The organism is Streptomyces sp. NBC_00193, assembly GCF_026342735.1.
GTDB classification, from domain to species: domain Bacteria; phylum Actinomycetota; class Actinomycetes; order Streptomycetales; family Streptomycetaceae; genus Streptomyces; species Streptomyces stoeckheimensis.
The window spans coordinates 185,568-210,586 of the sequence record NZ_JAPEMM010000003.1; the positions used below are offsets into that span (position 1 = coordinate 185,568).

Annotated in this window: 23 protein-coding genes and 3 pseudogenes; 13 read left to right on the plus strand and 13 right to left on the minus strand. The window is 71.6% G+C overall.

The features are described 5' to 3' along the window. Nucleotides 1-104 precede the first annotated feature (104 nt). Nucleotides 105-422, plus strand: a pseudogene (locus OG898_RS36060) (MarR family transcriptional regulator); the annotation flags it as partial. A gap of 10 nt (nt 423-432) precedes the next feature. On the opposite strand, the gene OG898_RS36065 reads toward OG898_RS36060, so the two are convergent. Further along, complete coding sequence (locus OG898_RS36065) at nt 433-1,782, minus strand: AMP-binding protein (protein WP_250744336.1); 1,350 nt, start codon at nt 1,780-1,782, stop codon at nt 433-435. Between the two features lie 377 nt (nt 1,783-2,159). Then, nucleotides 2,160-3,524 carry an NADP-specific glutamate dehydrogenase gene (gene gdhA, locus OG898_RS36070; protein WP_266962998.1) on the minus strand — a complete coding sequence of 455 codons (1,365 nt, stop codon included), beginning with the start codon at nt 3,522-3,524 and terminating at the stop codon, nt 2,160-2,162. Between the two features lie 242 nt (nt 3,525-3,766). Between gdhA and OG898_RS36075 the strand changes: the two genes are divergently transcribed. Further along, nucleotides 3,767-4,255 (plus strand): DUF1772 domain-containing protein, encoded by a 489-nt coding sequence (locus tag OG898_RS36075; protein ID WP_266963000.1) that lies wholly within the window; start codon nt 3,767-3,769, stop codon nt 4,253-4,255. On the opposite strand, the gene OG898_RS36080 is transcribed toward OG898_RS36075, so the two are convergent. Further along, nucleotides 4,252-4,809, minus strand: coding sequence for an anthrone oxygenase family protein (locus tag OG898_RS36080; protein WP_266963002.1), 558 nt, complete (start codon nt 4,807-4,809; stop codon nt 4,252-4,254). The two genes, OG898_RS36075 and OG898_RS36080, sit on opposite strands and share 4 nt — an antisense overlap. 161 nt (nt 4,810-4,970) lie before the next feature. Here OG898_RS36080 and OG898_RS36085 point away from each other — a divergent pair, with 161 nt between their 5' ends. Next, nucleotides 4,971-5,456: a GNAT family N-acetyltransferase gene (locus OG898_RS36085; protein WP_250744340.1), complete on the plus strand. Its 486-nt coding sequence runs from the start codon at nt 4,971-4,973 to the stop codon at nt 5,454-5,456. Between the two features lie 31 nt (nt 5,457-5,487). Here the strand turns inward: OG898_RS36085 and OG898_RS36090 are convergent, their stop codons facing one another. The 3 genes from OG898_RS36090 to OG898_RS36100 all read right to left on the minus strand — a co-directional run bounded on the left by OG898_RS36090 (nt 5,488) and on the right by OG898_RS36100 (nt 7,645). Next, the gene (locus OG898_RS36090) at nt 5,488-6,411 is read right to left on the minus strand and encodes an AraC family transcriptional regulator (protein WP_250744341.1); all 924 of its coding nucleotides are present in this window, start codon (nt 6,409-6,411) and stop codon (nt 5,488-5,490) included. Nucleotides 6,412-6,498: 87 nt separating this feature from the next. Further along, nucleotides 6,499-7,341 (minus strand): NAD(P)H-binding protein, encoded by an 843-nt coding sequence (locus tag OG898_RS36095; protein WP_250744342.1) that lies wholly within the window; start codon nt 7,339-7,341, stop codon nt 6,499-6,501. 94 nt (nt 7,342-7,435) lie between these two features. Continuing rightward, entirely contained in the window at nt 7,436-7,645 is a 210-nt protein-coding gene (locus OG898_RS36100) for a DUF4287 domain-containing protein (RefSeq protein ID WP_250744343.1), read from the minus strand. A gap of 107 nt (nt 7,646-7,752) precedes the next feature. Between OG898_RS36100 and OG898_RS36105 the strand changes: the two genes are divergently transcribed. The 3 genes from OG898_RS36105 to OG898_RS36115 all read left to right on the plus strand — a co-directional run bounded on the left by OG898_RS36105 (nt 7,753) and on the right by OG898_RS36115 (nt 9,589). After that, nucleotides 7,753-8,589, plus strand: coding sequence for an alpha/beta fold hydrolase (locus OG898_RS36105; RefSeq protein WP_266963006.1), 837 nt, complete (start codon nt 7,753-7,755; stop codon nt 8,587-8,589). A 60-nt stretch (nt 8,590-8,649) separates the two neighbouring features. Next, the gene (locus tag OG898_RS36110; RefSeq protein ID WP_250744345.1) at nt 8,650-8,892 is read left to right on the plus strand and encodes a hypothetical protein; all 243 of its coding nucleotides are present in this window, start codon (nt 8,650-8,652) and stop codon (nt 8,890-8,892) included. Between the two features lie 145 nt (nt 8,893-9,037). Continuing rightward, the gene (locus tag OG898_RS36115; protein WP_250744346.1) at nt 9,038-9,589 is read left to right on the plus strand and encodes a flavoprotein; all 552 of its coding nucleotides are present in this window, start codon (nt 9,038-9,040) and stop codon (nt 9,587-9,589) included. A gap of 85 nt (nt 9,590-9,674) precedes the next feature. Here OG898_RS36115 and OG898_RS36120 read toward each other — a convergent pair whose 3' ends face one another. The 5 genes from OG898_RS36120 to OG898_RS36140 form a co-directional block, all read right to left on the minus strand. Further along, complete coding sequence (locus tag OG898_RS36120; protein WP_250744347.1) at nt 9,675-10,181, minus strand: DinB family protein; 507 nt, start codon at nt 10,179-10,181, stop codon at nt 9,675-9,677. A gap of 41 nt (nt 10,182-10,222) precedes the next feature. Further along, the gene (locus OG898_RS36125) at nt 10,223-11,167 is read right to left on the minus strand and encodes an RNA polymerase sigma-70 factor (RefSeq protein WP_266963011.1); all 945 of its coding nucleotides are present in this window, start codon (nt 11,165-11,167) and stop codon (nt 10,223-10,225) included. A gap of 6 nt (nt 11,168-11,173) precedes the next feature. Beyond that, nucleotides 11,174-12,094, minus strand: a complete 921-nt coding sequence (locus OG898_RS36130; RefSeq protein WP_250744348.1) for an NAD(P)-dependent oxidoreductase — start codon at nt 12,092-12,094, stop codon at nt 11,174-11,176. A 90-nt stretch (nt 12,095-12,184) separates the two neighbouring features. After that, on the minus strand, nt 12,185-13,354 hold the full coding sequence (locus OG898_RS36135) for an epoxide hydrolase family protein (RefSeq protein ID WP_250744349.1): 1,170 nt from the start codon (nt 13,352-13,354) through the stop codon (nt 12,185-12,187). Between the two features lie 402 nt (nt 13,355-13,756). Beyond that, complete coding sequence (locus tag OG898_RS36140) at nt 13,757-14,506, minus strand: TetR/AcrR family transcriptional regulator (protein ID WP_250744350.1); 750 nt, start codon at nt 14,504-14,506, stop codon at nt 13,757-13,759. Nucleotides 14,507-14,754: 248 nt separating this feature from the next. On the opposite strand from OG898_RS36140, the gene OG898_RS36145 reads away from it, so the two are divergent. The 7 genes and pseudogenes from OG898_RS36145 to OG898_RS36175 all read left to right on the plus strand — a co-directional run. Next, a complete protein-coding gene (locus OG898_RS36145; protein ID WP_250744351.1) occupies nt 14,755-15,429 on the plus strand; it encodes a ScbR family autoregulator-binding transcription factor in 675 nt (224 codons plus the stop codon). 192 nt (nt 15,430-15,621) lie between these two features. After that, nucleotides 15,622-16,902 carry a ParA family protein gene (locus tag OG898_RS36150; RefSeq protein ID WP_250744352.1) on the plus strand — a complete coding sequence of 427 codons (1,281 nt, stop codon included), beginning with the start codon at nt 15,622-15,624 and terminating at the stop codon, nt 16,900-16,902. Continuing rightward, nucleotides 16,899-17,798, plus strand: a complete 900-nt coding sequence (locus OG898_RS36155; protein ID WP_266963016.1) for a ParB/RepB/Spo0J family partition protein — start codon at nt 16,899-16,901, stop codon at nt 17,796-17,798. The genes OG898_RS36150 and OG898_RS36155 overlap by 4 nt, the downstream gene beginning before the upstream one ends. A gap of 119 nt (nt 17,799-17,917) precedes the next feature. Further along, entirely contained in the window at nt 17,918-19,081 is a 1,164-nt protein-coding gene (locus OG898_RS36160) for a helix-turn-helix transcriptional regulator (RefSeq protein ID WP_266963018.1), read from the plus strand. Further along, nucleotides 19,018-20,690, plus strand: a pseudogene (locus OG898_RS36165) (transcriptional regulator); the annotation flags it as partial. The gene OG898_RS36160 and the pseudogene OG898_RS36165, both read left to right, overlap by 64 nt. Before the next feature lie 9 nt (nt 20,691-20,699). Next, nucleotides 20,700-21,254 (plus strand): XRE family transcriptional regulator, encoded by a 555-nt coding sequence (locus OG898_RS36170; protein ID WP_266963020.1) that lies wholly within the window; start codon nt 20,700-20,702, stop codon nt 21,252-21,254. 31 nt (nt 21,255-21,285) lie between these two features. Then, nucleotides 21,286-22,005, plus strand: a pseudogene (locus OG898_RS36175) (sigma factor); the annotation flags it as partial. 132 nt (nt 22,006-22,137) lie between these two features. Here the strand turns inward: OG898_RS36175 and OG898_RS36180 are convergent. Together OG898_RS36180 and OG898_RS36185 are read right to left on the minus strand one after the other, a co-directional pair. Continuing rightward, entirely contained in the window at nt 22,138-22,611 is a 474-nt protein-coding gene (locus OG898_RS36180; protein WP_250744360.1) for a MarR family transcriptional regulator, read from the minus strand. Further along, nucleotides 22,608-23,246 carry a hypothetical protein gene (locus OG898_RS36185; protein ID WP_239516702.1) on the minus strand — a complete coding sequence of 213 codons (639 nt, stop codon included), beginning with the start codon at nt 23,244-23,246 and terminating at the stop codon, nt 22,608-22,610. Before OG898_RS36185 ends, OG898_RS36180 begins: the two co-directional genes overlap by 4 nt. Between the last annotated feature and the right edge of the window lie 1,773 nt (nt 23,247-25,019).

Sequence of the window (25,019 nt, forward strand, 5' to 3'; positions counted from 1 at the left end):
GGACGAGCGACGGCGTGCCAACTTCGGCTGCTTCATCGAGCACGACTTCACGGCCATCGCCGAGGACACCCTCGACGTGGACGCCCTGACCCGGACCCCGACGCGCACACCCCGACACCACGGTCGGCGAGACGGCCCAGCGCACGGGCCTCCCGCAGAGCCAGGTCTCCGGCGCCGTCGCCCGCCTGCGCGAGGCCGGCTCCGTGCAGACCTCGCCCGACCCGGCCGACCGCCGCCGCACACTGGTCCGTCAGGCCCCCGGCACCTCCGCGCGCGTGGCCGCCGTACGCGCCGCCGGGGCGTCCAAGGTCGAGGACGCCCTCGCCCGCGCCCTCGGCGAGACCGAGGCGGAACGACTGCCGGAGCTGACCCGGGCCCTGGAGGTCCTGGCCCGCCACCTGGTGCCCCGCGACACGCCCTGACCACGCACCGTCAGGCGTCGCCCAGCAGCAGCTTCTTCTGCGGCTTGCCCATCGCATTGCGCGGGATCGCCGCCACGAACCGCACCTCGCGCGGCCGCTTGTGCACTGACAGGTGCGCGGCGACGAAGTCCGTCAGTTCCGGCCCGGTGACGCCCTCGGCCACCACGAAGGCCACGATCCGCTGCCCCAGATCCGCGTCCGGCAGTCCCACCACCGCCGCCTCGCTCACCTTGGGGTGGTCCAGCAGCGCGTTCTCGATCTCACCGGCGCCGATCCGGTAGCCCCCCGACTTGATCATGTCGATGGAGGCCCGGCCGACGATCCGGTGGACCCCGTCGGCCTCGTCGACGGCCGCGATGTCGCCCGTACGGAACCACCCGTCCTCGGTGTAGGCGGCGGCCGTGGCCTCGGGCCGGCCCAGGTACCCGGAGAACAGCGTCGGCCCGGTGAGCTGGAGCTCGCCGATCTCCGCGCCGTCCTCCGCCGCGATCCGCGTACGGATCCCCCGGAGCGGGGTGCCGACCGTACCGGGCCGCACCTCCCCGCCCGCGCGCCCGCTCACGGTGATCAGCGTCTCGGTCATCCCGTACCGCTCCACGGGCCGCAGCCCGGTCAGCCGCTCCAGGTCCCGGAAGACCGGCGCGGGCAGCGCGGCACTGCCGGAGACGAGCAACCGGGCCCCGCCCAGCGCGGCGGCCGCCGCCGGCGCCCCCGCGATGCGGGACCACACGGTCGGCACCCCGAAGTACAGGCTGCCCCCGGCCTCCGCGTAGGCCTCCGGGGTGGGCCGCCCGGTGTGCACGAGACGGCTGCCGGTCCGCAGCGCGCCGAGCACCCCGAGAACCAGCCCGTGCACATGGAACAACGGCAGCCCGTGCACGAGGGTGTCCTCGGCGCTCCACTGCCAGGCCTCGGCGAGGGCGTCGAGATCGGCGGCCACGGCCTCGGCGGTGAGAACGACCCCCTTGGGCGGGCCGGTGGTCCCGGAGGTGTAGAGAATCAGCGCCGGCCGCCCGGGCCCGGCCACCGCCCCGTCCAAATCCCCGCCACCGCCCCCGCCACGCCGTGCGAAGTCCACATCGACGAGCACCGCGCCGGAGTCCCGCAGGATGTGCTCCCGCTCGGCGGGCCCCGCATCGGGCGGCAGCGGTACGAAGGGCACCCCGGCCAGCATCCCGCCGACCACGGCGGCGACGGTCTCCAGCGAGGCCGTCGCGGTCACCGCGAAGGCGGGCGCCCCGGCGACATCGCCGGCCACGGCACGAGCCGCGCCGAGCAGTTCCTCATAGGAGGCCTCCCGCCCGGCCACCCGCAGGGCATCGGGCCGGTCTCCATACACCCCGGTGAGCGCGGTCAGCACTGATCCCCCTACGCAGTCCGATCACATCCAACCGCGCCACCCTACGTTCGATCCCGGCCACATCGACGCTCAAGGCGCCGGGTCCGGGACGGACCCACCCCACAGCCCCGCCGACGCTCAAGGCGCCGGGTCCGGGACGGACCCACCCCACAGCCCCGCCGACGCTCAAGGCGCGGGGTCCGGGGCGGACCCACCCCACAGCCCCGCCGGCGTTTGAGGCGCGGGGTCCGGGGCGGAGCCCCGGGGAACGGAGGAAGGGCGGGTCGGGGACAACCTCACGCAGCACCACCCACGACCGGCACCCCGCACCCCGCCCCGCCCCTCAGCACGCCAACGCGCCAACACGCCAACACGCCAGGACGACGCGCGTCAGCGCGTCAGATCAACCCCTGCGCCAGCATCGCGTCCGCCACCCGCTCGAACCCCGCGATGTTCGCCCCGGTCACATAGTCCCCGGCGGAGCCGTACCGCTCGGAGGTCGCGTACGACACCGCGTGGATGTCCCGCATGATCCCCGCCAGCTCCGCCTCGACCCGCTCCGCGCTCCACGCCACGCGCCCCGCGTTCTGCGCCATCTCCAGCGCGCTGACCGCGACCCCGCCCGCGTTCGCCGCCTTGCCCGGCCCGAAGGAGACCCCGGCCGCCTGCAGCAGGTGCACCGCCTCCGGCGTGGTCGGCATGTTCGCGCCCTCCGACACCGCCTTGACCCCGTTCGCGATCAGCGTCCGCGCGTCATCGGCGGTCAGCTCGTTCTGCGTGGCCGACGGGAAGGCGACCTCCGCCGCCACGTCCCAGACGCGCCCGCCCGGCACGAACCGCGCCGACGGCCCGCGACGCTGCGCGTACTCGCTCACGCGCCCGCGCTCGACCTCCTTGATCTGCTTCAGCAGTGCGAGGTCGATGCCCTTCTCATCGACCACGTACCCCTGGGAGTCGGACGCCGTCAGCGGGTTCGCCCCCAGCTGCTGCAGCTTCTCGATCGTGTACAGCGCGACGTTGCCCGAGCCGGAAACGACCGCCGCCAGCCCGTCCAGCGACAGCCCCTTGACCGCCAGCATCTCGGCGGCGAACAGCACGCTGCCGTAGCCCGTGGCCTCCGGACGGATCAGCGAGCCGCCCCAGCCCTGGCCCTTGCCGGTCAGGACGCCGGCCTCCCAGCGGTTGGTGATGCGCCGGTACTGACCGAACAGGTAGCCGATCTCACGCCCGCCCACACCGATGTCACCCGCCGGCACGTCCGTGTGCTCACCGATGTGCCGGTAGAGCTCGGTCATGAAGGACTGGCAGAAGCGCATGACCTCGGCGTCCGACCGCCCGTGCGGGTCGAAGTCGCTGCCGCCCTTGCCGCCGCCGATGCCGAGCCCGGTCAGCGCGTTCTTGAAGATCTGCTCGAAGCCGAGGAACTTCACCACGCCGATGTCCACGGACGGGTGAAAGCGCAGGCCGCCCTTGTACGGGCCGAGCGCGCTGTTGAATTCGACGCGGTAGCCACGATTGACGTGGACGCGACCGCGGTCATCGGTCCACGGCACCCGGAAGATGATCTGCCGCTCCGGTTCGACGAGCCGCTCCAGCAGGGCCACACCCGGTTCCGCGTACTCGGGACGCGCCGCGAACACGGGGGCCAGGGTGTCCAGGACCTCCCGTACAGCCTGGTGGAACTCGGGCTGGGCGGGGTTCCGGCGCTCGATGTCGGCGCGCAGCGCGTCCAGCCGGCCCTGCGGGTCCTTGGGGTCCGTCACGGTCTGTTCCTCCAGGTCTCGATGTGGGGACCGGCCCCGAGATGCGGCTCGAAGCTTCGGAGCAGAATTCCGCATGGCGGAAACTAACATCCGAACACAGTCCCCAGCCGGAGGGTACCCCTCCAGCCGACCACGGCCACGAGCCTTTCCGGCCTGCTCTCATCGGCGCCCACTCCACCATGGATGACTCGACGCGCGCTCCACCATGGACAGAACCACGGGGCAGGACATAGACAGGCCATATGGACATCGCACGAGTCGCCGCCCTCGTCGCCGCGACGCTCACCACAGGCCTGATGGCGGGCCTCTTCTTCGCGTTCGACGTCTCGGTGATGCCGGCGCTGAAGCGATCCGACGACCGGACCCTGATCTCCGTGATGCAGCGCGTGAACACGTCCATCATCAATGGCTGGTTCATACTGGCGTTCCTGGGCGCGCTCCTGTTCACCGGCCTCGCCCTGGCCCTGCACCTGCCCGCCGGCGAGCACGCGCCGCTGCCCGCGCTGGCGGCCGCCCTCGTCCTCTACGTGCTCGCCGTCGCGGTCACCGGCCGGGTGAACATCCCCCTCAACAACGCACTGGAGGCGGCCGGCCCCGCCGAGCGGATCGCGGATCCGGCCGCCGTGCGCGCGGCGTTCGAGAAGAAGTGGGTACCCGCCAACCGCTGGCGTACCACCCTGTGCACGGCCGCCCTGGCCTGCCAGTCCTGGGCCCTCCTGGCGGCCGCCTAGGCCCTCAGCGCCCGCGCCCGGACGCCGCCGGCCGCTCCCGTCGCCCCCGTCGCCCGCCCGTACAGTACGAGCGCCCGCGCCAGTGCGGTCAGCGCCGCCGCGCAGAGCAGGGTGCGCACGATGTTCGCCGTCTCCCAGGCGCCCTTGAACTTCTCGACGACCGAGAAGTCGGTCAGCTTCGCGGCGTCACCCACGTCGGCGAGCTCATTGTTGAGCGGAATGTTGACCGCGAAGGTGACGACGAGCACGACGAGGTACGCCGCCGCGGCCACCGCGGCCCACAGCGCGACCGTACGGCGCCCGGCGCGCGCCTCGACGAACGCCGCGGCGAAGGCGGCGAGCAGCGTGACGACGAAGACCGTCCCGAAGAGCGGATTGCCGTCGATGACGGCGTTGAAGCTCTGCATCGCCGTGACGTACGTACGGTCGTCGGTCTTCGCCAGTCCCGGCATCACCGAGACGTCGAAGGCGAAGAACAGCCCCGCCATCAGGCCGACCAGGACGGTCGACAGGACGAGCAGTGCGGTGGAGAGTCTCGTACCGGTGGTTCCCATCAGCTGTGCCCCCGTATATGAGTCGAAATCCGAATCCGGGAAGCTCCCACCGCCCCCCGACGGCTGTTGATCGTGCCATCACCGGCGCTATCCGGCCCGTGAATCCTCCGTGCCGCACAGCCCCCGCCAACTCGCATGTAGCGCACACGTAGGCTGCCCGGATGAGCACATCCGCCGCCTCCCTGCGCCTCGCACCGGTCACCCCCGGCAACTTCGCCGCCGTCTGCGCGCTGTCGGTCCGCCCCGACCAGGAGCACCTCGTCTCCCCGGTCGTGAAGTCGCTGGCCGAGGCCTACGCCCACGGCGAGACGGCCTGGCCCAGGGCGATCGTCGACGGCGACGAGGTCGTCGGCTTCGTCATGGCCTTCCTCGACATCCCCTGGAACCCGGCCGAGGACCCGAGGGACATCCGCTCCGGCCTCTGGCGCCTGAACATCTCGGCCGCCCACCAGTCCAAGGGCTACGGCCGCTTCGCGGTGACGGCGGTCACCGCCGAACTCCGCCGCCGGGGCGCCTCCCACGCCTACGTCACCTGGCACCCGGGCCCCGGCACCCCCGAACCCTTCTACCTCTCCCTCGGCTTCCGCCCGACGGGCGAACAGAGCGACGGCGAAACCGTGGCCGTTCTCGACCTCGCACACCTGTAATCCCCTGAGCCCACCACTCCCCCCTACCCCCCTACCCCGCGGGGGCGGCCGAGGCCGTCCCCGCCCGGTACTCCCGCGGGCTGACCCCCCGTACCCGCTTGAAGGCCGTCGAGAGGGCGAACGCCGAGCCGTAGCCGACCCGGTGTGCGGCCGAGGCGAGCGTCATGGACGGGTCGCGCAGCAGGTCCGCCGCCAGCGCCAGCCGCCACCCCGTGAGGTAGGACATCGGGGGCTCGCCGACCAGTTCGGTGAAGCGGCGGGCCAACGCGGCCCGCGAGACGCCGACTTTGCGGGCCAGCGACTCCACGGTCCAGCCGTAGGCCGGGTTCTCGTGCAGGAGCCGCAGCGCCGGGCCGGTGACCGGGTCGTTCTCGGCGCCGCCGCGTTCCGCGAGCCAGCCGCGTACGACCCCGATCAGCAGCAGGTCCAGGATCCGGTTCAGGACGAGTTCCTGGGCCGGCTCCGTACGGGAGATCTCCAAGCCCAGCAGCCCGACCAGCGTGGGGTCCACCGGGGCGACCAGCACCCGAGGCAGCGCGGTGAGCAGGCGGCTGCCGATCTCGCCCGGGTCCTGGTAGGTGCCGCTCAGCAGCACCACCGAGCCTTCCGGCGCACCCCAGGTCCGTACCCCGAAGGCCATGGAGTCCGACACGTCCTCCCCGCCGTTCACCCTGCTGCACCGCTGGTCGGGACCCACCCTGATCTGCGGGGGCGTGTCCTTGGCATCGGCGAGGGTGTACGGCAGCGGTCCCCGCACCAGAGCCGCCTCACCCGGCGCGACGAGCACCGGCTCGCCCCCGTCGGGCAGCAGCCAGGCCGACCCGTGCACCATCGTCATCACCGACAGCGGGGCCCGGTCCTCGATCCGGACCGACCAGGGCGGATCGAACACGCACTTGATGAGGAAGGCCGATGTGGCCTTGGGGCCTTCGAGCAGAGCCGTCAGCGTATCCATCGGCCCATTCTCCCCACCCGCTCCCCGCCCACCAGGTGCGTGTTGCGCCCGTCCTCCCCCATCACCCGGTCCCTGACCGCCCACTCCCTACACGTCCCAGACGCCGCGGGCCGCCGCCTCCCGCGCGAAGTCCGAGAAGTCCCGCGGCTTGCGGCCCAGCACTTCCTCGACCCCGTCCACCAGGTGCGCGTTGCGCCCGTCCAGGATCAGCGTGAACAGCTCGGCGAACTCCTCCGGCAGCCCGTTCTCCCGCAGCACCGCCCGGTAGGCCTCGTTCGAGACCGGGACGTACGCGATCTCGCGCCCGGTCGCCTTCGACAGCTCGGCCGCGACATCGGCGAAGCTGAGCAGCCGCGGGCCGGAGAGCTCGTACGTACGGCCGATGTGCCGGTCCTCGGTCAGCGCGGCCACCACCACGTCGGCGATGTCCTCGGTGTCGACGAACGGCTCGACGGCGTCGGCCGTCGGCAGGGCGATCTCACCGGCGAGCACCGGCTCCAGGAAGAAGCTCTCGTCGAAGTTCTGGTTGAACCAGGCGGCCCGCACCACCGTCCAGTCGGCCCCGGACTCCTTCAGCGCCTCCTCGCTCCGCTGCGCCGCCTCCTCGCCGCGGCCCGAGAGCAGCACGAGCCGGCGGACCCCGGCGGCCACCGCCGCCCGGGCGAAGGCTCCGACGTGCTCGGCGGCGCCGGGGAAGCCGAGGTCGGGGTAGTACGTGACGTACGCCCGGTCCACGCCCTCCAGGGCCGGTCCCCAGCTCGCGGGCTCGTTCCAGTCGAAGGCCGGCTCACCGGAGCGCGACCCGATGCGGACGGGACGGCCGAGGGCGGTGAGCTTCTCTGCCACGCGCCGGCCCGTCTTGCCGGTGCCGCCGATGACCAGCGTGCGGAGGGTGGTGTCGTTCTGCGTCTGCTGCGTTGTCTTCGTCATGGGAACCAGTCAACGCCCCACGGCTGAGACGGAACATCGCCGAGAAGCTCAACCGCATACGCCTGCGTCCACGGCCCCCTCCGGCCGGTCTCCCCTACTGCTCCTGCTCGGCGAGCGTGTGCTTCACGAGCGCGTTGGCGTGCCCGTGCCCGATCCCGTGCTCGCTCTTGAGCCAGCCGACGAGCTCCATGTGCTTGGTCAGCGGCGAGGCGCGGATGAGCTCCTGCCACTCCGCGACCGGACGGCCGTACTTCTTCTCGATGGAAGGGAAGTAGCTGGCGGGGCCCTTCACCGGCTCGGTCATGACGGTCCTCTTTCCTTCTGTGGCACACGATGCGACGTACAAGGGGTAGACCGGGGCCCGCGCGAAAACTCATCGGTCCCACCGAGGAAATGTCGGATGATCTCCGCATGATGTGGACCGAACGCACCGTCACCCGAGCCGGCACCCGTCTGACCTGCCGTGATTGGGACTCCCACCACCCCGGCTCCACCACCCCCGTCGTCCTCCTCCACGGCCTCGCGGGCCACGCGGGCGAATGGGACGCGGCCGCAGCGCACCTGGCCCCGCACCACCGCGTGGTGGCGGTGGACCAGCGCGGCCACGGAGCCGGCGAGCGCCGCCCCGCGGACGTCTCCCGCGCCGCGTACGTCGCGGACGTGCGGGCCGTCTGCGAACAGCTCGGCCTGCACCGCCCGGTCCTGGTGGGCCAGTCGCTCGGCGGCCACACCGCGATGCTCACCGCCGCCGCCCATCCGGACCTCGTACGGGGCCTCGTGCTGGTCGACGCCGGCGCCGCCCAGGCGGACCCGGGCACCCCGGAGCAGATCGGCGGCTGGCTGGACTCCTGGCCGCTCCCGTTCCCCACCCTGGCCGAGGCGCGTACCTTCCTCACCGGTCAGGGGCTGAACGGCGAGGCCTGGGCAGCCGGCCTGGAGCAGCGCGCGGACGGCTGGCACCCGCGCTTCGAGCGCTCGGTGATGGTCGCTGCCATCACGGAGAACACCACCCGTGCGTGGTGGCCGGAGTGGCAAGCGGTCCGGTGTCCCACGCTGCTGGTCATCGGGGAGAAGGGCATCATCCCGCCCGAGGAATCCGTCCGGATGCTCGACTCGGCCGACCCGTCCACCGTGACGACGGGGGTCTCCGTCCCCGGCTCCGGCCACGACGTCCACCTGGACCGCCCCGGCGTCGTGCACTCCCTGCTGTCCGCCTTCCTCACGGAACTCCGGACCCAGGCCGTCTAGGGTGCTCCGGCAACCGGGTGGCCGTGGTGACCCCCGTACGACCGCGTCGTTCACCAGGTCATGATCAAGCGCATCGTCACCACGGCCCTCATCGCCGGTACCGCGGCCCTCGCCGTCGCCGCCCCCGCCATGGCCGTCGAGCCGCCGCTCGCCGACTCCGTCGCCGGCACTGTCGCAGACGTCCCCCAGGACTTCGCGGGCCTGGCGCCCGGCGGCCAGGCCGGCAACGACCTGACCGACTTCTCGGGCGCGTTCGAGGCGTTCACCGCGGGCAGCGCCCGGCAGACCGTCTCCAACGGCTGACCCGCACGCTCACCCCGAGCCCTCGAACCCCGAACCCTCGAACCCCGAGCCCCCAGACCCCCGGACCGAACCCGGCCCGGGGGTCCGTCGCGTCCGGCCGTGACCTGGGTCAACCACAGGTCGAGCAATATGATCACATTGCGGTATGACCACGACGAAGACCCTCTACCTGCTCTGTTCCGCCGCCCCGCCCGTCTTCGACGTGGCCCATGTCATCGAGGACGCCCAGTCCCGGGGCTGGGACGTCTGCCTCGGCCTCACCCCCACCGCCGCCCACTGGCTGTCCGGCAGCCTCGACGGTCTCGCCGCGCTCACCGGCCACCCCGTCCGCTGGCAGTACAAGCTGCCCGGCGAGCCCGACGTGTGGCCGACGGCCGACGCCCTGCTCTTCGCCCCGGCGACGTTCAACTCCGTCAACGCCTGGGCCCTCGGCCTGACCGACCGCTTCGTCGTCGGGGTCGCCGCCGAGGCCATCGGCAAGGGCACCCCCGTCGTCACCATGCCCTGCACGAACGCCGCCCTCGCCGCCCACCCGCAGTTCGACCAGTCCCTGGCCGTCCTGCGCGGCGCCGGCGCCAAGGTCCTGTTCGGCGAGGGCGGATTCGTCCCCGGCCCGGCCGGCCCGGACGCCCCGGTGCACTTCCCCTGGGCGGCAGCCCTGGACGAGGTGGACCGCACGACGGCATCCGCCGTCTAGCCCGCCCGGGCGCCGGCCCCCGGCCTCGCCCGGCCCCGGCCTCGCCCGCCCCCGGCCTCGCCCGGCCCCGGCCTCCGGGGCGCCCCTACTCCCCCGTGGTCCCGTCGATCGCCTCGCGCAGCAGATCGGCGTGCCCGTTGTGCCGGGCGTACTCCTCGATCATGTGGGCCAGTACGTAGTGCAGGGAGTACGCCTCACCGTCGGCGGAGCCGGTCACGTCCAGGGACTCGGCCGCGTCCACGATCGCCCGCGAGCGCGCGCAAGCGTCCTCCCAGATCTTGAACGAGCCGGCGACGTCCGCGTCGTCCACGTGGAACTCCCTCCACTCCCCGGCCTCGTTCTTCCCGAAGTACCCGCGCACGTCCTCGCCGCCCACGACGTTGCGGAACCAGCCGCGCTCGACCTCCGCGAGATGCCGTACCAGCCCGAGCAGGCTCAGCCCCGACGGAGCCACCGCCCGGCGCCGCAGCTGCTCGTCCGACAGCCCGGCGCACTTCATCATCAGGGTGTCCCGCTGCCACTGGAGAACGCTGGTGAGGGTGGCACGTTCGTCGCCCACCAGCACGGGCCGGGTCCGCTGTTCATCGATCATCGGATGATGATCACAGCCCCGCGGTGGCCCCGCACACCCGTTCACATCCCGGACGCCGCCCCGCCCGTCCCCCAACCCGCCAGCCCCGCCACCTTCTCCGGGTTCACCTGCAACCGCAGGTTCACGACCCGACCGTCCTCCGCGTCCAGGTCGTAGGTCAACGCCGCACACGCGACTCCCCCGTACACGAACACCACCGACTCCTCCCCGTTGACCCGCGCGGACTCCAGGGTCACCGCCTGCAGCGAGGGCTTGGCCAGCATCCCCAGCAGCCAGCGCGCCACGTGGTCGGCCCCGTGGAGCGGCCGCCGGGCCGCCGTCACCTTGCCGCCGCCGTCCGACCAGGCCGTCACCTCGGGAGCGAGCAGCTCCATCACCGCGTTCAGGTCCCCGCCCGCGCACGCGGCCAGGAACCGCCGGGTCACCTCGCCGCGCTGCTCCGGCTCGGTGGCGAACCGCGGCCGCCGGGCCTGTACGTGGGCGCGAGCCCGGTGCCCGGTCTGCCGTACGGTCGCCTCCGCGCGGCCCAGCACCTCGGCGATCTCCGCGTACGCGTACCCGAACACCTCCCGCAGCAGGAACACGGCGCGCTCCAGCGGGCTCAGGCTCTCCAGCACCACCAGCATCGCGGTCGACACCGTCTCGGCCATCTCCACCTCCTCCGCACCATCGGGCACGGTCGGCAGGGCCTCGGTCAGGAGCGGCTCCGGCAGCCACGGCCCGATGTAGGTCTCACGGGTGGCACGGGCCGAGGTGAGCCGGTTCAACGACAGGTTGGTGACCGTGCGCACCAGGTAGGCCCGCGGGTTGAGGACCGCGGCCCGGTCCGCGCGGTCCCAGCTCAGCCACGCGTCCTGGAGGACGTCCTCGGCGTCGACGACGCTGCCGAGCATCCGGTAGGCGACGTCGAAGAGCAGCCGGCGATGGGCGGTGAAGGGGCCGAGGGCGTCCGAAGAGGCTCCCGGGAGGGGCTCAGCAGGGGTCACGAACGATCATGCTGCCGCCACCCCCGCGGCCTCCGCAAGCGCACCCGCCCCGGCCGCGCTGCTCGCGTAGGTCGGCGCCCAGCCCAGCTCACGCCCCGCCTTGGCGTTCGACAGCCGCAGATCCGTGCTCATGATGGTGTGCGCGAGCGGAGCCGGCTTCAGCACCCACAGCGGTACGGTCATCGGCGCGGGCGCCCCGAACGCCGCGGCCACCGCCCGCATGTGCGCGTCCCAGCCCAGCGGCTCGTCGTCGGCGATGTTGTACGCCTGCCCGGGCCGTCCCGACTCCACGCCGGCGACCACGGCGTTCGCCGCGTCGGCCACGTCGACCCAGCTCAGCGCCCGCCCCTTCGACGCCACCACGGGCAGGGCCCGCTTGCGCAGCATCGGCACCACCTGGACATCGGTGACACCGGCTCCGTAGAACAGCCCGAAGCGCAGGCTCACCCCTTCGATCCCGTCGGCGGTGAAGGCCAGCTCCTCCTTGGTCCGCATCGCGCCCACGTGCCGCTCCAGCCAGACGTTCGCCCCCTGCGGCCCGAAGCCGTCGTCCTCGCCGAGCACGGCCCCGCCGTGGTCCCCGTACCCGTAGCCGAACATCATCGACTCCACGACGAACCGCCGCGCCCCGGTCTCCCGCGCGGCGGCCAGCAGGTTGACGGTGCCCTCGGTGCGCAGCGCGTTCGTCGCCGCCATGTCCTGGTGCCGGGCCATGGTCTTGCCCGACAGGGCCGTGGCCGCGTGCACCACCACGTCGAAGCCGAGCCCGCCCACGGCGCGCAGCAGGCCCTCACGGTCGAGCAGGTCGGCCCGGACCTCCATCCCGGCGCCCCGGCCGAGACCGGCGACCTCGTGCCCGGCCGCGCGCAGGGCCCGTACCGCCTGCCGTCCCAGAACCCCGCTCGCACCCGCCAGCAGAACCTTCATGGCCGTCTCCTTCTCCGCTCGCCCTTCGCGCTGTCATCCATGGGACCGACGAGCGGCCCGGAACGTGACACGGAGCAAAAGCGACCTGGGTCACAAGGCCCGGAAGAAGGCCCGGACGTCACCCACCAGCAGCTCCGGAACCTCCATCGCGGGGAAGTGCCCGCCCTTCTCGTACGAGGTCCAGCGCACGATGCGGTCGGTCCGCGCGGCGATGTGCCGCAGCGGCACGAAGTTGTCCCGGGGGAAGTCGGCGAGCGCCGTCGGGGTGCTCGACACCTCGGGCGGCGCGCCCTGGTAATCGGCGTGGGCACGCTCGTAGTAGATGCGGGCGGCGGAGCCCGCGGTCCCGGTCAGCCAGTACAGCGTCACGTTGGTCAGCATCTGATCGCGATCCACGGGGCAGCGCGGGTCCGCCCACTCCGCGAACTTCTCGCCGATCCAGGCGAGCAGCCCGACCGGCGAGTCGTTCAGCCCGTACGCGAGCGTCTGCGGCCGGGTCGCCTGGATGTCGGCGTAGCCCTGCCGCTCGCGCGCCCAGACCCGGTACCGCTCCCAGGAGGCAAGCGTGCGCTCCCGCTCGGCCGGGCTCAGCGGGGCCAGTTCCTCCGGCCGGGGCTCGGCGGTGGCACCGCCGCCGGGGAGCAGGTTCAGGTGCACCCCGCGCACGTTCCCGGGCCGGATCCGCCCCAGCTCCCGCGAGACGGCGGCGCCCCAGTCGCCGCCCTGGACCCCGTACTCCTCGTACCCGAGCCTCTCCATCAGCACGCCGAAGGCCCGCGCGACCCGCTTGAACTCCCACCCCCGCTCGGTGGTCGGCCCGGACAGGGCGAAGCCGGGGATGTGCGGCAGCACCAGATGAAAGGCATCACCCGGATCCCCGCCGTGCGCCCGCGGATCCGTCAGCGGACCGGCGACCTTCTGGAACTCCACGAAGGAGCCCGGCCACCCGTGGGTCATGAGCAGCGGCGTCGCATCCGGCTCGGGCGACCGCAGGTGTGCGAAGTGCACCCGGGCCCCGTCGATGACGGTGGTGTACTGCGGCCATTCGTTCAACCGAGCCTCGGCGGCCCGCCAGTCGTAGCCGGTACGCCAGTACCCCGCGAGCTCACGGAGCTCCCCGAGCGGCATCCCGTACGCCCGGCCCGCCCCCGGCACCTCATCGGGCCAACGCGCCAGCTCCAGCCGCCGCCCCAGATCGTCCAACTCGGCCTGCGCCACATCCAGCCGGAACGGCACCGCCCACTGCTCCACATCACCCATGCCCTCGCACCTTCCACCCGCCACCGACCACACCAACGCCCCCCGAGCCCCCTCACCATTAACGCCGTTAACGCCCACCCCTCACCCAAGCCCCCACACCACCGGCCGTTAACGCCGTTAACGCCTACCCCCGACCACCCACCGAGCGTTAACGCCGTTAATGCCCAACCCCACCACCACACCCCACACCCCGCCGGCGTTAACGCCGTTAATGCCCCCGCACCCCGAGAGCCCCCACACCGTTAACGCCGTTAATGCCCGCCCACCCCCGGCCACCCCACCGTTAACGCCGTTAATGCCTCCCGCCCTCCCCACACCAGCAAGGCCCTCCGGCGTTAACGCCGTTAATGCCCAACCCCACCACCACACCGCACACCCCGCCGGCGTTAACGCCGTTAATGCCTAAGCCCGCCCACCCGCCCGCTCAGCCACCAACAGCCCGAGCCCGTCGAGGATCCGCTCCAACCCGAAGTCCAGCGCCTGGTCCTGCCCCCCGGCCTCCGCCACGGAGGCCATCGCGGCCCCGAGCGCCGGGTACTTCTCCCCGTGCACCCGCATCACCTCCCCGAGCACCGACGTCAGCTGCGCGTCCGGCCCCTCCCCCGCGGCCCCGCCCGCCATCGCCCGCTCCTGCTCCGCGATCCCGCGTACGTGCCCCGACACCAGCACCACCGCGTCGATCGACTCGGCCCCCGTCAGCCCGCACCCGTCGAGCGCGGCGAGCGCCCGCTCCATCCACCCGACCTCGACCGGCCCCATCACCCGCGCCCCGACCGTCGCCTCCAACAGCCACGGATGCGCCCGGAATCCGGCGAGCAGCTCCCGCGCCCACGCCGCCAGCCGCTCGCGCCAGCCCTCCCCCACCGGACGGTCGTCCAGGACCGAGGGGTCCGGCATCGCGGCTTCCACCATCAGTGAGACCAGCTCCGCCTTGCCCGGCACGTACCGGTACAACGCCATCTTCGTGACGGCCAGTCGCCCGGCCACTCCCTGCATCGATACGCCGGCCAGTCCCTCGGCGTCCGCGAGGACGACCCCCGCATCGGCGATCCCCTCCAGCGTGAGCCCCCTCTTGGGCCCGCGCGCCGGCTTCACCGGCGGCCCCCAGAGCAGCCGAACGGCCGCGCCCCACTGCTCGTCCGCGTCCGTCATCGGATCCCCTCACACTCCACCCGCCATTAAACTGCGTCTACCGTACACGTTAACGGCGTTAATGCCCGCCCCGGCGTTAACGCCACCCACGCCTCCCCTCCGCGTTAACGCCGTTAATGATCCACTTCTCTAAAAAGTACTGGCCGACTGGTTTTCTTCCCGCGCATCTGCCTAGATTGATCCCGGCCGAACCACGGTGACCACCTCCCCGGTTCCGCCCAACCACCGCAACCCCAGGGAGAATCCGCATGGCGAGGGCCAGGCAGGAACGAGCCGAGATCACCCGGCAGGCGATCCTCGACGGCGCGGCCATCGCCTTCGACCGGACCGGCTTCCACGGCACCAGCCTCACGGACGTGGTCGGGCACGCCGGCGTCACCAAGGGCGCCCTCTACTTCCACTTCTCATCGAAGGAAGCCCTCGCCCAGACCTTGATGGACGAGCAGTTCCAGGTCTCCGAGGGCCTGCCCGCCATCGTGGAGCCGGGTCTCCAGACCGCCATCGACCTGACCCACCGGATGGCGTGCGGGCTCCGCTCCAACGTCCGGATCCGTGCCGGGATCCGCCTGGTCATCGAGTTCGGCTCCTTCACCGACCCGGACCCGAGCCCGTACAACGCCTGGATCGACACCTGTCACGGCATCCTCGTGCCGGCCCAGGAGCGCGGCGACGTCCTGCCCTCGGTCGACGCCTACGACGCGGCGACCATGATCGTCGGTGCGTTCACCGGCATCCAGTTGACCTCGCACGTGCGCACCCGCCGCGAGGACCTGCACGCCCGGGTCGTCGACCTGTGGAACTTCCTGCTCCCGGGGATCGTGCCCGCGGAGCGCATCTCCCGCTTCGACCCGGCCGGATCGCCCGAGTGCCGGTCCGAGCTGGGGCTGTCGGCCCCGGACTCCTCTGCGGTCACGGCCGGCTGACGACGCGTCCAGGGCGGCCTCGCACGCGCCGTGGTGAACCACGGGGGTGCTCACTACGGCGTGTGCGAGGCCGCCCTGTCCCAACACCCCGCCCCCGCCCGGGGGCGATTCCCGGCCGATCCTCACCACTTCGTTAGCAAAACTCAAGCGTGGCGCCCACGAACACCCTTGAACGTTAGTAAAGTCCCTCGCATGACTTCACCCTCGTCTCCGAGCGACCGCGAGAAGGTCGTCTCCAAACTCCCTCCGTGGCTGCGCCAGGAGCTCAAGATCCGCACCGCCCAGTTGCGGGTGGACATCCAGGACGCCGTCCACCAGGGCATCGCCCACTGGAACGCGCTCGCCTCCTCCCCCTCCCCCGTCGACACCTCCGGCGCCGAGTCCTTCTCCACCTGGCTGCCCGCCGGCCAGTGGGAGTCCTTCCGTACCGGCTCCAAGGACCGCGGCGTCTCCCTCATCCAGGGACTCGCCCAAGCCGTCTCCCTCTGGCTGGAGATGAACCCGGCCCCCACCGTGAAGCGGCCCTCGGTCGTACGGCGCATCGTGGTGTGCAACCAGAAGGGTGGTGTCGGCAAGACCGCCATCACCGCCGGCACCGGCGAAGCCCTCGCAGAGGACCCCGACACCCTCCACCCGGTCCGCGTGGCCCGCCAACTGGCCCGTCTCTCGGCCGTCGAGGACGGCGACCAGACGACCCCGGAGGCCGTCGCAGCCGCCGCGTCCGCCCCGCCGGTCGACCTCGAAGACCTGCCCGGCCTCGGCATGCGCGTCCTGCTCGTCGACTTCGACCCGCAGGGCCACCTCACGAAGCAGCTCGGCCGGCAGCCTCTGCCCATCGGCGGCGACAGCCTCACCTGCCACATGGCGGGCGAGGCCAAGGGTCCCCTCTCCGACCTGATCGTCCCCATCCCGGACGAGCACTTCGGCGACCGCCTGCACATCCTCCCGGCCTGTACGGACGCCTTCCTCCTCGACGTCCGCCTCTCCACGGTCCGCGCCCGCGAGGCCGCGCTCGAACGGGCCCTCGCCCCCGTCGAGGCCGACTACGACGTCATCCTGATCGACTGCCCGCCGAGCCTCGGCCTCAGCATGGACGCCGCCATCTACTACGGCCGCCGCCGCGACGCCGAACAGCCGGGAGCCTCCGGCGCGCTGATCGTGGTCCAGGCGGAGGACTCCTCGGCTGACGCCTACGACCTCCTCACCTCCCAGATCAACGACCTCCGCGACGACCTCAGCCTCGACATCGACTACCTCGGCCTGGTCGTCAACCTCTACGACGGCCGCCGCGGGTACATCGCAACCAGCTCCCTCCAGGCCTGGATGGACATAAAGGATCCGCGGGTCGTGGCGATCGTCCCCGACCTCAAGGAACAGCGCGAAGCGGTCCGCGTGAAGCAGCCGCTGTTCGTCTACGCACCCAAGGGCGAGCAGGCGGTCGCCCTGCGCGCCCTCGCAAGGGAGATCTCATGAGCAAGGCCGACAAACTCGGAGTCTCGAGCTCCTTCGCCCGCGCCCAGCCCGTCGGCGTCAGTTCCCGCCGCGCGGCCATCGCCGAAGCCACCGGCGCCCCGACCTCCGGCGTGGTCCCGCCCTCGGAGGTCCCGATCGAGGCCCTCGCCCACAACCCCTTCAACCTCCGCGAGGACCTCACGGAGCTCGAAGAGCTGGCCGCGTCCCTCACGGTCCGGGGCCAGCTCCAGCCCCTGGCCGTCGCCACCCGCATGGCCTTCATGGAGGCCCACCCCGGCAACGCCGACGGCCTGGGCCGCGCCCCGTACGTGGTCATCGACGGCAACCGGCGCCTGGCCGCGGCCCAGCGCGCCGGCCTTCGCACCATGCAGATCCACGTCAACGACTCCCTCGCCTCCTCGGCGGCGGACATCCTGGAGTCGGCACTCATCGCCAACGTCCACCGCGTGGACGTGGCCCCCATGGACCAGGCCCGAGCCCTCCAAGAACTGGTCGAGGTCCACGGCTCCCAGGCCCAGGTCGCCAAGCGCCTCGGCAAGACGCCGGCCTGGGTCTCCCAGCGCCTGACCCTCCTCAACCTCACCCCGGAACTCCAGGACAAGGTCGAGACCGGCGAACTCAAGGTGGAACCGGCCCGCCGCATCGGCCGCCTCCCCCAGGAGCACCAGGCGTCCGCCGCAGAGGAAGCCGTTAACGCCGTTAACCCCCCACGCCAACGCACCCGTCCGAACCCGGCCCCCACCCCCGAGCCCGACCCCTCCCTCTCCCCCTCCCCTTCCCCCCGCCGCATCACCATCACGGCGGACTCCCCGGACACGATCGCGGACGCCCTCACGGCCCACCTCACCCCGGACGACCTGAAGGCGGTGACAGAACTCCTCCTGACCCGCATCTGACCCACCACCCCACCCCCGACACGAAGGGGGCGTTGGCCCGGCCGGACCACCACCGCCCCCACGTGTGTTTCACGTGCGTTCCATGGTGCGGTTCGCATAAGCTGCGCCTGGAGGTGCCCATGCCCAACGCGCACGAAAACGAACAGACCACGCTCTTCGCCGCGGTCGATGCCCTGCTGGAAGAGGCCGCGGCCCAGGACGCCCTCCCGCACCCGGACGAGCGCAAGCGCCTCCGCGAGGCCGCGGGCCTGAGCCAGGACCAGATCGCCCAGGCCCTGTCCGTCCGCCGCGAAACGGTCACCTCCTGGGAAACGGGCCGCACGGCCCCCCGCCCCCCGAAGCGCGCCGCCTACGCCCGCCTCCTCAACGGCCTGGCAGACCTCCACGGCATTAACGCCGTTAACACCCCCCAGCCCCCCGCCCCTCAGGCCACCGCAGTGCAGGCTGCCGCCCCCCACGCTGCCGCCGGGCAGGCTGCTGCCCCACATGTTGCTGCGGGGCAGCTCTCCGTACCGCAAGCCACCGCGGGGCAGGTTGCCGCTCCCCAAGCTGCCGCGGGGCAGGTTGCCGCCCCGCAAGCTGCTGCGGGGCAAGTTGCCACAGGGCAGCTCCCCGCCCCGCAAGTTGCCGCAGAACAGTCCGCCGCCCCACAGGCTGCCGTTCCGCAGGCCACCACCCCGCAGGTTGCCGCCCCGCAGGCCACCACCCCGCAGGTTGCCGCCCCGCAGGCCACCACCCCGCAGGTTGCCGCCCCGCAGGCCACCACCCCGCAGGTTGCCGCCCCGCAGGCCACCACCCCGCAGGTTGCCGCCCCGCAGGCCACCGCCCCGCAGGTTGCCGCGCCGATGACGGCCGCCCCACAGGCCACCGCATCAGCGCCGGCCGCAGGGCAGCCCGCCCCAGGCCAGGCCACCGCACCGCAGCCCACTCCCCCTCACCCCGCCACCCCCCAGGCCCGCGCCGAAGGCGCCGGGCCCACCCCCAGCGCCGCCGCACCCGTTAACGGCGTTAACGCCGTTAACGCCGCCCCCCACACCGGGGCCGCCGGCCCCGAAGCCGCACCCCCGCAACCGGGGCCTGGGGCGGAGCCCCAGTTTCGGGAAGGGGCGGGGAGGGGAACAGCCCCGCAGGGCCCCACCCGCACCACCCCCACTACCCGCACCACCCCCACCACCCCCACCACCCCCACCAAGCCCACCCCCCACCCCTCCCCGAGGGCAACGGCCCCCTGGCCGTACTCGACGGCGCAGGAAAGGCCCACGCCGCCCACGGCGCAGTCCTGACACCCCCACCACCCTCCCCGCCCTCATCGAGTGGGCCCTCACCCCCGCCGCCGGCCTCCGCTCCCCCCGCCTCCACCGCAACGGCAAGGACGGCGACCCCCTCCTCGTCCTCACCCCCGCCGCCACCGAGGCACTCGGACTCCCCCTCGTCCTCGAAGACCGCCGCGGCCTGCGCCTCCCCGACGACCACCCGGTCATCAAGCAGCTCACAAAATCAAAGTGGCAGCTGACCCGCCGAGGCTTCGGCCCGTGGCCCCGCATCTACCGCCCCGCCACCCCCACCACCGGCCGGCAGTGCGTCCAGCTCGCGATCCTCCCCTGGGGCGCCCTGGACCCCCGCGCCTGGGGCGAAGCGACCTCCGACCTCCCCGCACCGGAACTCGCCGATCTCCTCACCGCCTACGCGACCCGCGTCCTCACCCCCCGCGGCTCCACCGCCGTCTCCGGCCTGGAGTTGATGACTGCGCTGCGCCCGCCCACCCGCGCCGCCCGCGACGAGTCCACGAACGCCTGGGTCTCCGCCCCGGTCCCCGGCTCGCTCACCCGTCCCGTCGACCCCGCTCCCCCGGAGGCCCCCGACGAGCACCCGGTCGTCGCGGCCCTCTACCCCCGCTCCCACCAGCGCACCCCGGACCAGGTCCTCGACGAAGAGGCGTACGACTGGATCCGCGATCCCCAGCTCCTCACCGACGCCGAGTGCACCCGCACCCACGCCGTCGGCATCGACGTGAACATGGCCTTCGCCGCGGCGGCCAACCGCCTCCTCGTCGGCACCGGCCCCGCGGTCCACACCGACGGCCCCCGCTTCGACCCGAAGCTCCCCGGCTGCTGGCTCGCCGACCTCTCCGCCGAGGCCGCCGCCCTGGACCCCCGCCTCCCCAGCCCCTTCACCCCGCACGGCCTCCCGCCCACCGGCCCCGCCTGGTACGCCACTCCGACCCTCGCCTACGCCCAGGAGCTCGGCCTCACCGTCCAGCCCACCGAGGCCTGGCTCCGCCCGGAACACGGCCCGTACCTCGACGCCTGGTACACCCGCCTGCGCGACGCGTACATGGCCACGATGGCCGAACTCGGCGTCCACACGTCCCTCACGGACTCCGACTTCCTCCAGGCGATGGCGGAGTACAAGAACAACGCCGACCACCCCCTCCCCCAGACCGCGGTCCTCTCCGCGATCAAGTCCACCGTCAAGGGCGGCATCGGCAAGCTCCGCGAACGCCCGCAGGGCGCCGGCTACCGCCCCGGCGAGAGCTGGCCCGCCCTCGAACGCCCCACCTGGCGCCCCGACATCCGCGCAGCCGTCATCTCGACGGCCCGCGTCAACATGCACCGCAAGATGCAGAAGCTCGCAACAGCAGCAGACCTCTACCCCATCGCCGTCCTCTCGGACTGCGCGGTCTACCTCTCCGACGGCCCCAGCCCCCTCGACTTCCTCCCCCGCACCCCCGAGGGCAAGCCCCTGCCCGGTGGCTTCCGCCTCGGGGTCAGCCCCGGCATGGTCAAGCACGAGGGCACCCAACCCCTCCTCTGGGCCGTTCAACTGCTCGACGAACGCCACAACCCCGCCCGCCACATCAAGGGCCACGACGCCGCCGCCGACGGAGAGTAAGAGCCACCCATGTCCGAGATCAGCGACAGCCTCGACCGCGCCGACGAGCAGAACTTCACCCGCCCCATCCCCAATTCCGCGGGCGCCCAAATCCGGTACCTGGTCAAGCAACTCAAATCGACCAAGGCCGTGGCCGACCTCCTCGCCATCTCCCGGCGCACCGTCGAGCGGTACGTGAAGGATCAGATCAAGCAGCCCAAGCCGGCCCTCTCCGCCCGCCTGGAGCGCGAGGTACGCCGCCGCTGGCAGCCCCTGGTCCGCAAGCGCGCCCGCGACAAGGCCGCGAAGCAGACCGGCCTGGTCATCGAGACCCGCGCCCGCTTCGGCTTCAGCGCCGCCCCCGGCACCACCGACGACGGCCGGATGCGCCGCATCACCCAGCACCTCCCCCCGGAGTACGCCTCCCGCCTCTTCAGCGCCCACGAGGCCGGAGCCACCGAAGCCCAGCTCCGCGGCATCACGGCCGAAGGCCTCCAGGAGATCTACTTCAAGGACAACGGCGCCCGCGCTCAGGGCCTCCTCGTCGAGTTCACGGACATCGACTACGTGGAGCTCAACTTCTGAGAAGCCACCCGGAACAGGAACAACCAAACCAGTGACCAGCACACCCGAGCACAACAACACATTGGCGCATCGTTTCGAAGAGTTACGCCCGCACCTCCGGGCCGTGGCCTACCGCATGCTCGGCTCACTCGCCGAAGCCGAGGACGCCGTCCAGGAAGCCTGGCTGCGCCTCAGCCGCTCCGACTCCGCCGGAGCGACAACCTGCCCGGCCGGCTGACGACCGTGGTCGGCCGGATCTGCCTGGACATGCTCCGCTCCCGCGCCTCCCGCCGGGAAGAGCCCCTGGAGCCCCTTTCCCGGCAGCGCCTCCGACGACGCCACCCGGACGCCCGCCCCCGAGGAGGAGTCCCTGCTGCCCGACTCGGTGGGCGCCGCCATGCTGGTCGTCCTGGACCGGCTGACCCCTGCCGAGCGGCTCGCGTTCGTCCTGCACGACCTGTTCGCCGTCCCCTTCGGGGACATCGCCCTGATCACCGAGCGCACGCCCGCCTCGCCCGCCAGCCGCGCCCGCCGCCGGGTCCGCGGCGCCGACACGGGCCCCAACCCGACCTCCCGCCGGCACCACATCGTCAGCGCCTTCCTGAACGCGGCACGCAGCGGCGACTTCGAAGCCCTGCTCGAAGTCCTCGACCCCGAATGTCGTAGCCCGCTCGACGGCGGCTTCCGCGTCATGCTCTTCACCATCCCGGACACCCGCATCACCCAGGTATCCGTAGTCACCACACCTACAGCCGTGGCAACCCTGAACCTCACCGCCCCCCAACCCAGGACGACGCCCCTCAGCACCCCTCTAAGCCCCGCGGACACCACAAAGGGCCCCGGAGTACTCCGAGGCCCCCAAAGACCCCTGAGCACCCCTCAGAAGCCCTACAACCACCATCACTCAGCCAACCGCATGCAGCGCCCGACGCCGCTTCGATTCAGCCGCCTTCTTCGCGACGGCCTGAGCCGCCCGCTTCTTACGCTGCTCGGCGAGCTGGTCCTGATACGCCGCCACCGCCCGGTGGTAGCTGGCCACATAACCCCGCGCGTCCAGCCGCTCCTCGGCATCCATCTCGTTCACGGCGGCGACCGCGTCCTCGAACGACGTGTACCCGGCGAGCATCGGGTTGATCTGATAGACCCCGTTCCGGATCTTCCTGACCAACTTCGCCAGCTCCAGGCTCCTCAGGGCAGCGTTCACGCTCGGCCGACTCAGGTCCAGCATCCCGCCGACCGTCGCCTGGTCAATGAGAATCCGCCCACCCGGCTCACTGAGCGAACGCAGCTTCAGCAGTACCCGGTACGCCGCCGGCGGCAGGTCGAGGTCGGAGAGCAGCCCGTCTGCGTTGACCGCAGCGAATCGCAAGGTGCTCACTGAGCCGTCCCTTCTCCCGTGCGCTTCGTTCGGCTCACCCGACGCGCAGCGCGCTCTCTTGCCCGTTCGGCCCGCAGTTCCGCGATGGCCTGCCTCATGTGGTCCAGCGAAGGGAAGCGCACCAAGTCCGGCAGGCTCGTATCGCTACGAATCTGCGAGATGGTCCCGTGCTGCTCCACCTTCACGAACTCACCCGTCATCTCGGTACCCGGGATGAACTCCGCCACCCGGTAACTGTAGGGCGGGTTGAACTGATACACACCCCGCCGCACCTTGAAGACGATCCCATGAGACATCACCGTGTGCAGAGCTTCCGACGTCTTCGTCCGGCTGACATCCAGGATGGTAGCCATCTCCTCCTGGGTAAGTGGAATCCGCCCCCCCGCGCGCTGGCAGGCGATGAGCAGCAGAATCAGCCGCAGAGGCAGCGCTTCCCGGAAGTACTGGGCGATGACGAGGAAGAACTCGAGGCTGTCCATCGAGAACGCATTCGGCTGGTTCTCGGTCCCGTAGAACTCCAGCGGCTTGCGCTCGCCGTCCAAGGTCAGCTTCCGCGTCGGGTACCGCTTCGCGAGGCTGTCCAGATCCTTGACCGGAGCCAGGGGCTGACTCCACGCGGAGATCGCGTCGTCCACCGGCAGATCGGGACGCGGGGTCCCTACCGGATTGCCCCGGCGGCGCTGTGGCTCTGATGACACGAGGCTGCTCTCCACTCCGTTGATCTGCGGAGATCAGTATGTCAACAAGGGTGACACAAGTGTCACGCTCGTTGACGTTCGGCGTGTCTTGTGTCCCCTCACAGGTGACATATCTCAGCCACACACCCCCCGGACCCCCCTCCCGCCCCTCCCCGACCAACCCCACCCGCCCCACCACCAGTTAGCCGGCAGATCTCCCCCAATACGTCAGCCCCCCCGACGTTTTACGGCATTTTACGTCAGCCGCACTGACATTTCGCAGCCGTTGTGTCCCCCTAGCAGCGACACAACCACCGAGATATGTCCCTCCTGGGGGGACATATCTTTTCCCCCGCACCCCACCTGACCTGCAACAACGCATCTCCGTACCTTCTATAGGCCGGTGGTCGCTCCCGCCCAAGCTTTCAACGCCATCTCAACCAGCACCCAAGACCCCACACCGGCCCAAGAAGCAACCCCCTCCCACCCCCCAATCCCCCCACCGGAACCCCTCACTCCCCAGCCACAACCCCGCAGAATCTGACTGATTCCCATCTCTATCCACCCCCCACTTTGAATCAAGCCCCTCACCCAACCCTTAACGTCGTTAACACCCCCCACACCCACCCCCATTAACGCCGTTAACCCCAACCCCAAAACCCCAGGTCACCACCCCACACCCCCACCCCCATCACGAAACCCCCCAAACCCCACCCTTCACCACTGCGAAGACCACAACGTGCCCCCTCACCACCCCTAAACCCACAAGAACCACCAATGGCTGATTCAAACCCCAGACCCAACACCACCTACACTGCCCGCTCCACCCGCCTACGTTGCTCCTTCGAACGACACCCCTAAGCCCAAAACCCAGAGCTTCCCTCCAGAACAAAACAGAAGAACTCCCCTCCCAGAGCACTGCCTTAAAGCCTGCACAGCAAGCTCCACGCCCTCAGGGGTCTAGCCCAAAAAGCCAGCCACAGCTCGAAGCAAAGCCAAGAGCCGGGGCTCGAAGGACTCCTGCCGAGCACAGCAAAGCGCTCCAGCCCTAAGCACTCAATGCCCAGGCACCCGGAGCAAAGCGGAGGAGCCCCTCCCCGAAGGGGAGGCCTTAGGCCGCGAAGCGGCCACCCCCGAGCGCAGCGAGGGGCTACGCAGCGAGCTGGTTTCTAGCAGCCCTTCTCCACAGCAAGTCCTGCTCTGCAGCGAAGCGGAGGAGCATCTCGCCAAAAGGCAGGCCTTAGGCCACGAAGCAGCCGCCCCCGAGCCCAGCGAGGGGGTACACAGCAGCCTTACTCCGCAGCGAAGCGGAGGAGCCCCTCGCCGAAGGCGAGGCCCCGCTCTGGTGGAGCGCAGCGGAGCCAGAGCCGGTCCGGAGCGAAGCGCAGGACCGCCCATGACCCGAGGGGCTAACCCGGCCGTGAAGCGCCCGGACTCCCCTCCCAAGCGCATAGCGCTTGGGCATCCGGAGCGAAGCGGAGGATACATCGGCCCGAAGGGCCAGCCTTGGGCTGCGTAGCAGCCTTGCTCCGTAGCGAAACGGAGGAGCCCCTCGCCGAAGGCGAGGCCCCGCTCTGGTGGAGCGCAGCGGAGCCAGAGCCGGTCCGGAGCGAAGCGCAGGACCGCCCGGCCGGAGGCCGGCAATGGCTCGGAGCAAAGCGGAGAGCCAGGCCGAGGGCCCCGGCCGAGCGCAGCGAGGCCGTTCAGTCCTGAGCGCGCAGCGCTCAGGTA

Coding starts and splice junctions, on each gene's coding strand:
- OG898_RS36075 (WP_266963000.1), top strand. CDS start 3,767: ATGGACATCGCACGAGTCGCCGCCCTCGTCGCCGCGACGCTCACCACA.
- OG898_RS36080 (WP_266963002.1), bottom strand. CDS start 4,809: ATGGGAACCACCGGTACGAGACTCTCCACCGCACTGCTCGTCCTGTCG.
- OG898_RS36085 (WP_250744340.1), top strand. CDS start 4,971: ATGAGCACATCCGCCGCCTCCCTGCGCCTCGCACCGGTCACCCCCGGC.
- OG898_RS36090 (WP_250744341.1), bottom strand. CDS start 6,411: ATGGATACGCTGACGGCTCTGCTCGAAGGCCCCAAGGCCACATCGGCC.
- OG898_RS36095 (WP_250744342.1), bottom strand. CDS start 7,341: ATGACGAAGACAACGCAGCAGACGCAGAACGACACCACCCTCCGCACG.
- OG898_RS36100 (WP_250744343.1), bottom strand. CDS start 7,645: ATGACCGAGCCGGTGAAGGGCCCCGCCAGCTACTTCCCTTCCATCGAG.
- OG898_RS36105 (WP_266963006.1), top strand. CDS start 7,753: ATGATGTGGACCGAACGCACCGTCACCCGAGCCGGCACCCGTCTGACC.
- OG898_RS36110 (WP_250744345.1), top strand. CDS start 8,650: ATGATCAAGCGCATCGTCACCACGGCCCTCATCGCCGGTACCGCGGCC.
- OG898_RS36115 (WP_250744346.1), top strand. CDS start 9,038: ATGACCACGACGAAGACCCTCTACCTGCTCTGTTCCGCCGCCCCGCCC.
- OG898_RS36120 (WP_250744347.1), bottom strand. CDS start 10,181: ATGATCGATGAACAGCGGACCCGGCCCGTGCTGGTGGGCGACGAACGT.
- OG898_RS36130 (WP_250744348.1), bottom strand. CDS start 12,094: ATGAAGGTTCTGCTGGCGGGTGCGAGCGGGGTTCTGGGACGGCAGGCG.
- OG898_RS36135 (WP_250744349.1), bottom strand. CDS start 13,354: ATGGGTGATGTGGAGCAGTGGGCGGTGCCGTTCCGGCTGGATGTGGCG.
- OG898_RS36140 (WP_250744350.1), bottom strand. CDS start 14,506: ATGACGGACGCGGACGAGCAGTGGGGCGCGGCCGTTCGGCTGCTCTGG.
- OG898_RS36145 (WP_250744351.1), top strand. CDS start 14,755: ATGGCGAGGGCCAGGCAGGAACGAGCCGAGATCACCCGGCAGGCGATC.
- OG898_RS36150 (WP_250744352.1), top strand. CDS start 15,622: ATGACTTCACCCTCGTCTCCGAGCGACCGCGAGAAGGTCGTCTCCAAA.
- OG898_RS36155 (WP_266963016.1), top strand. CDS start 16,899: ATGAGCAAGGCCGACAAACTCGGAGTCTCGAGCTCCTTCGCCCGCGCC.
- OG898_RS36160 (WP_266963018.1), top strand. CDS start 17,918: ATGCCCAACGCGCACGAAAACGAACAGACCACGCTCTTCGCCGCGGTC.
- OG898_RS36170 (WP_266963020.1), top strand. CDS start 20,700: ATGTCCGAGATCAGCGACAGCCTCGACCGCGCCGACGAGCAGAACTTC.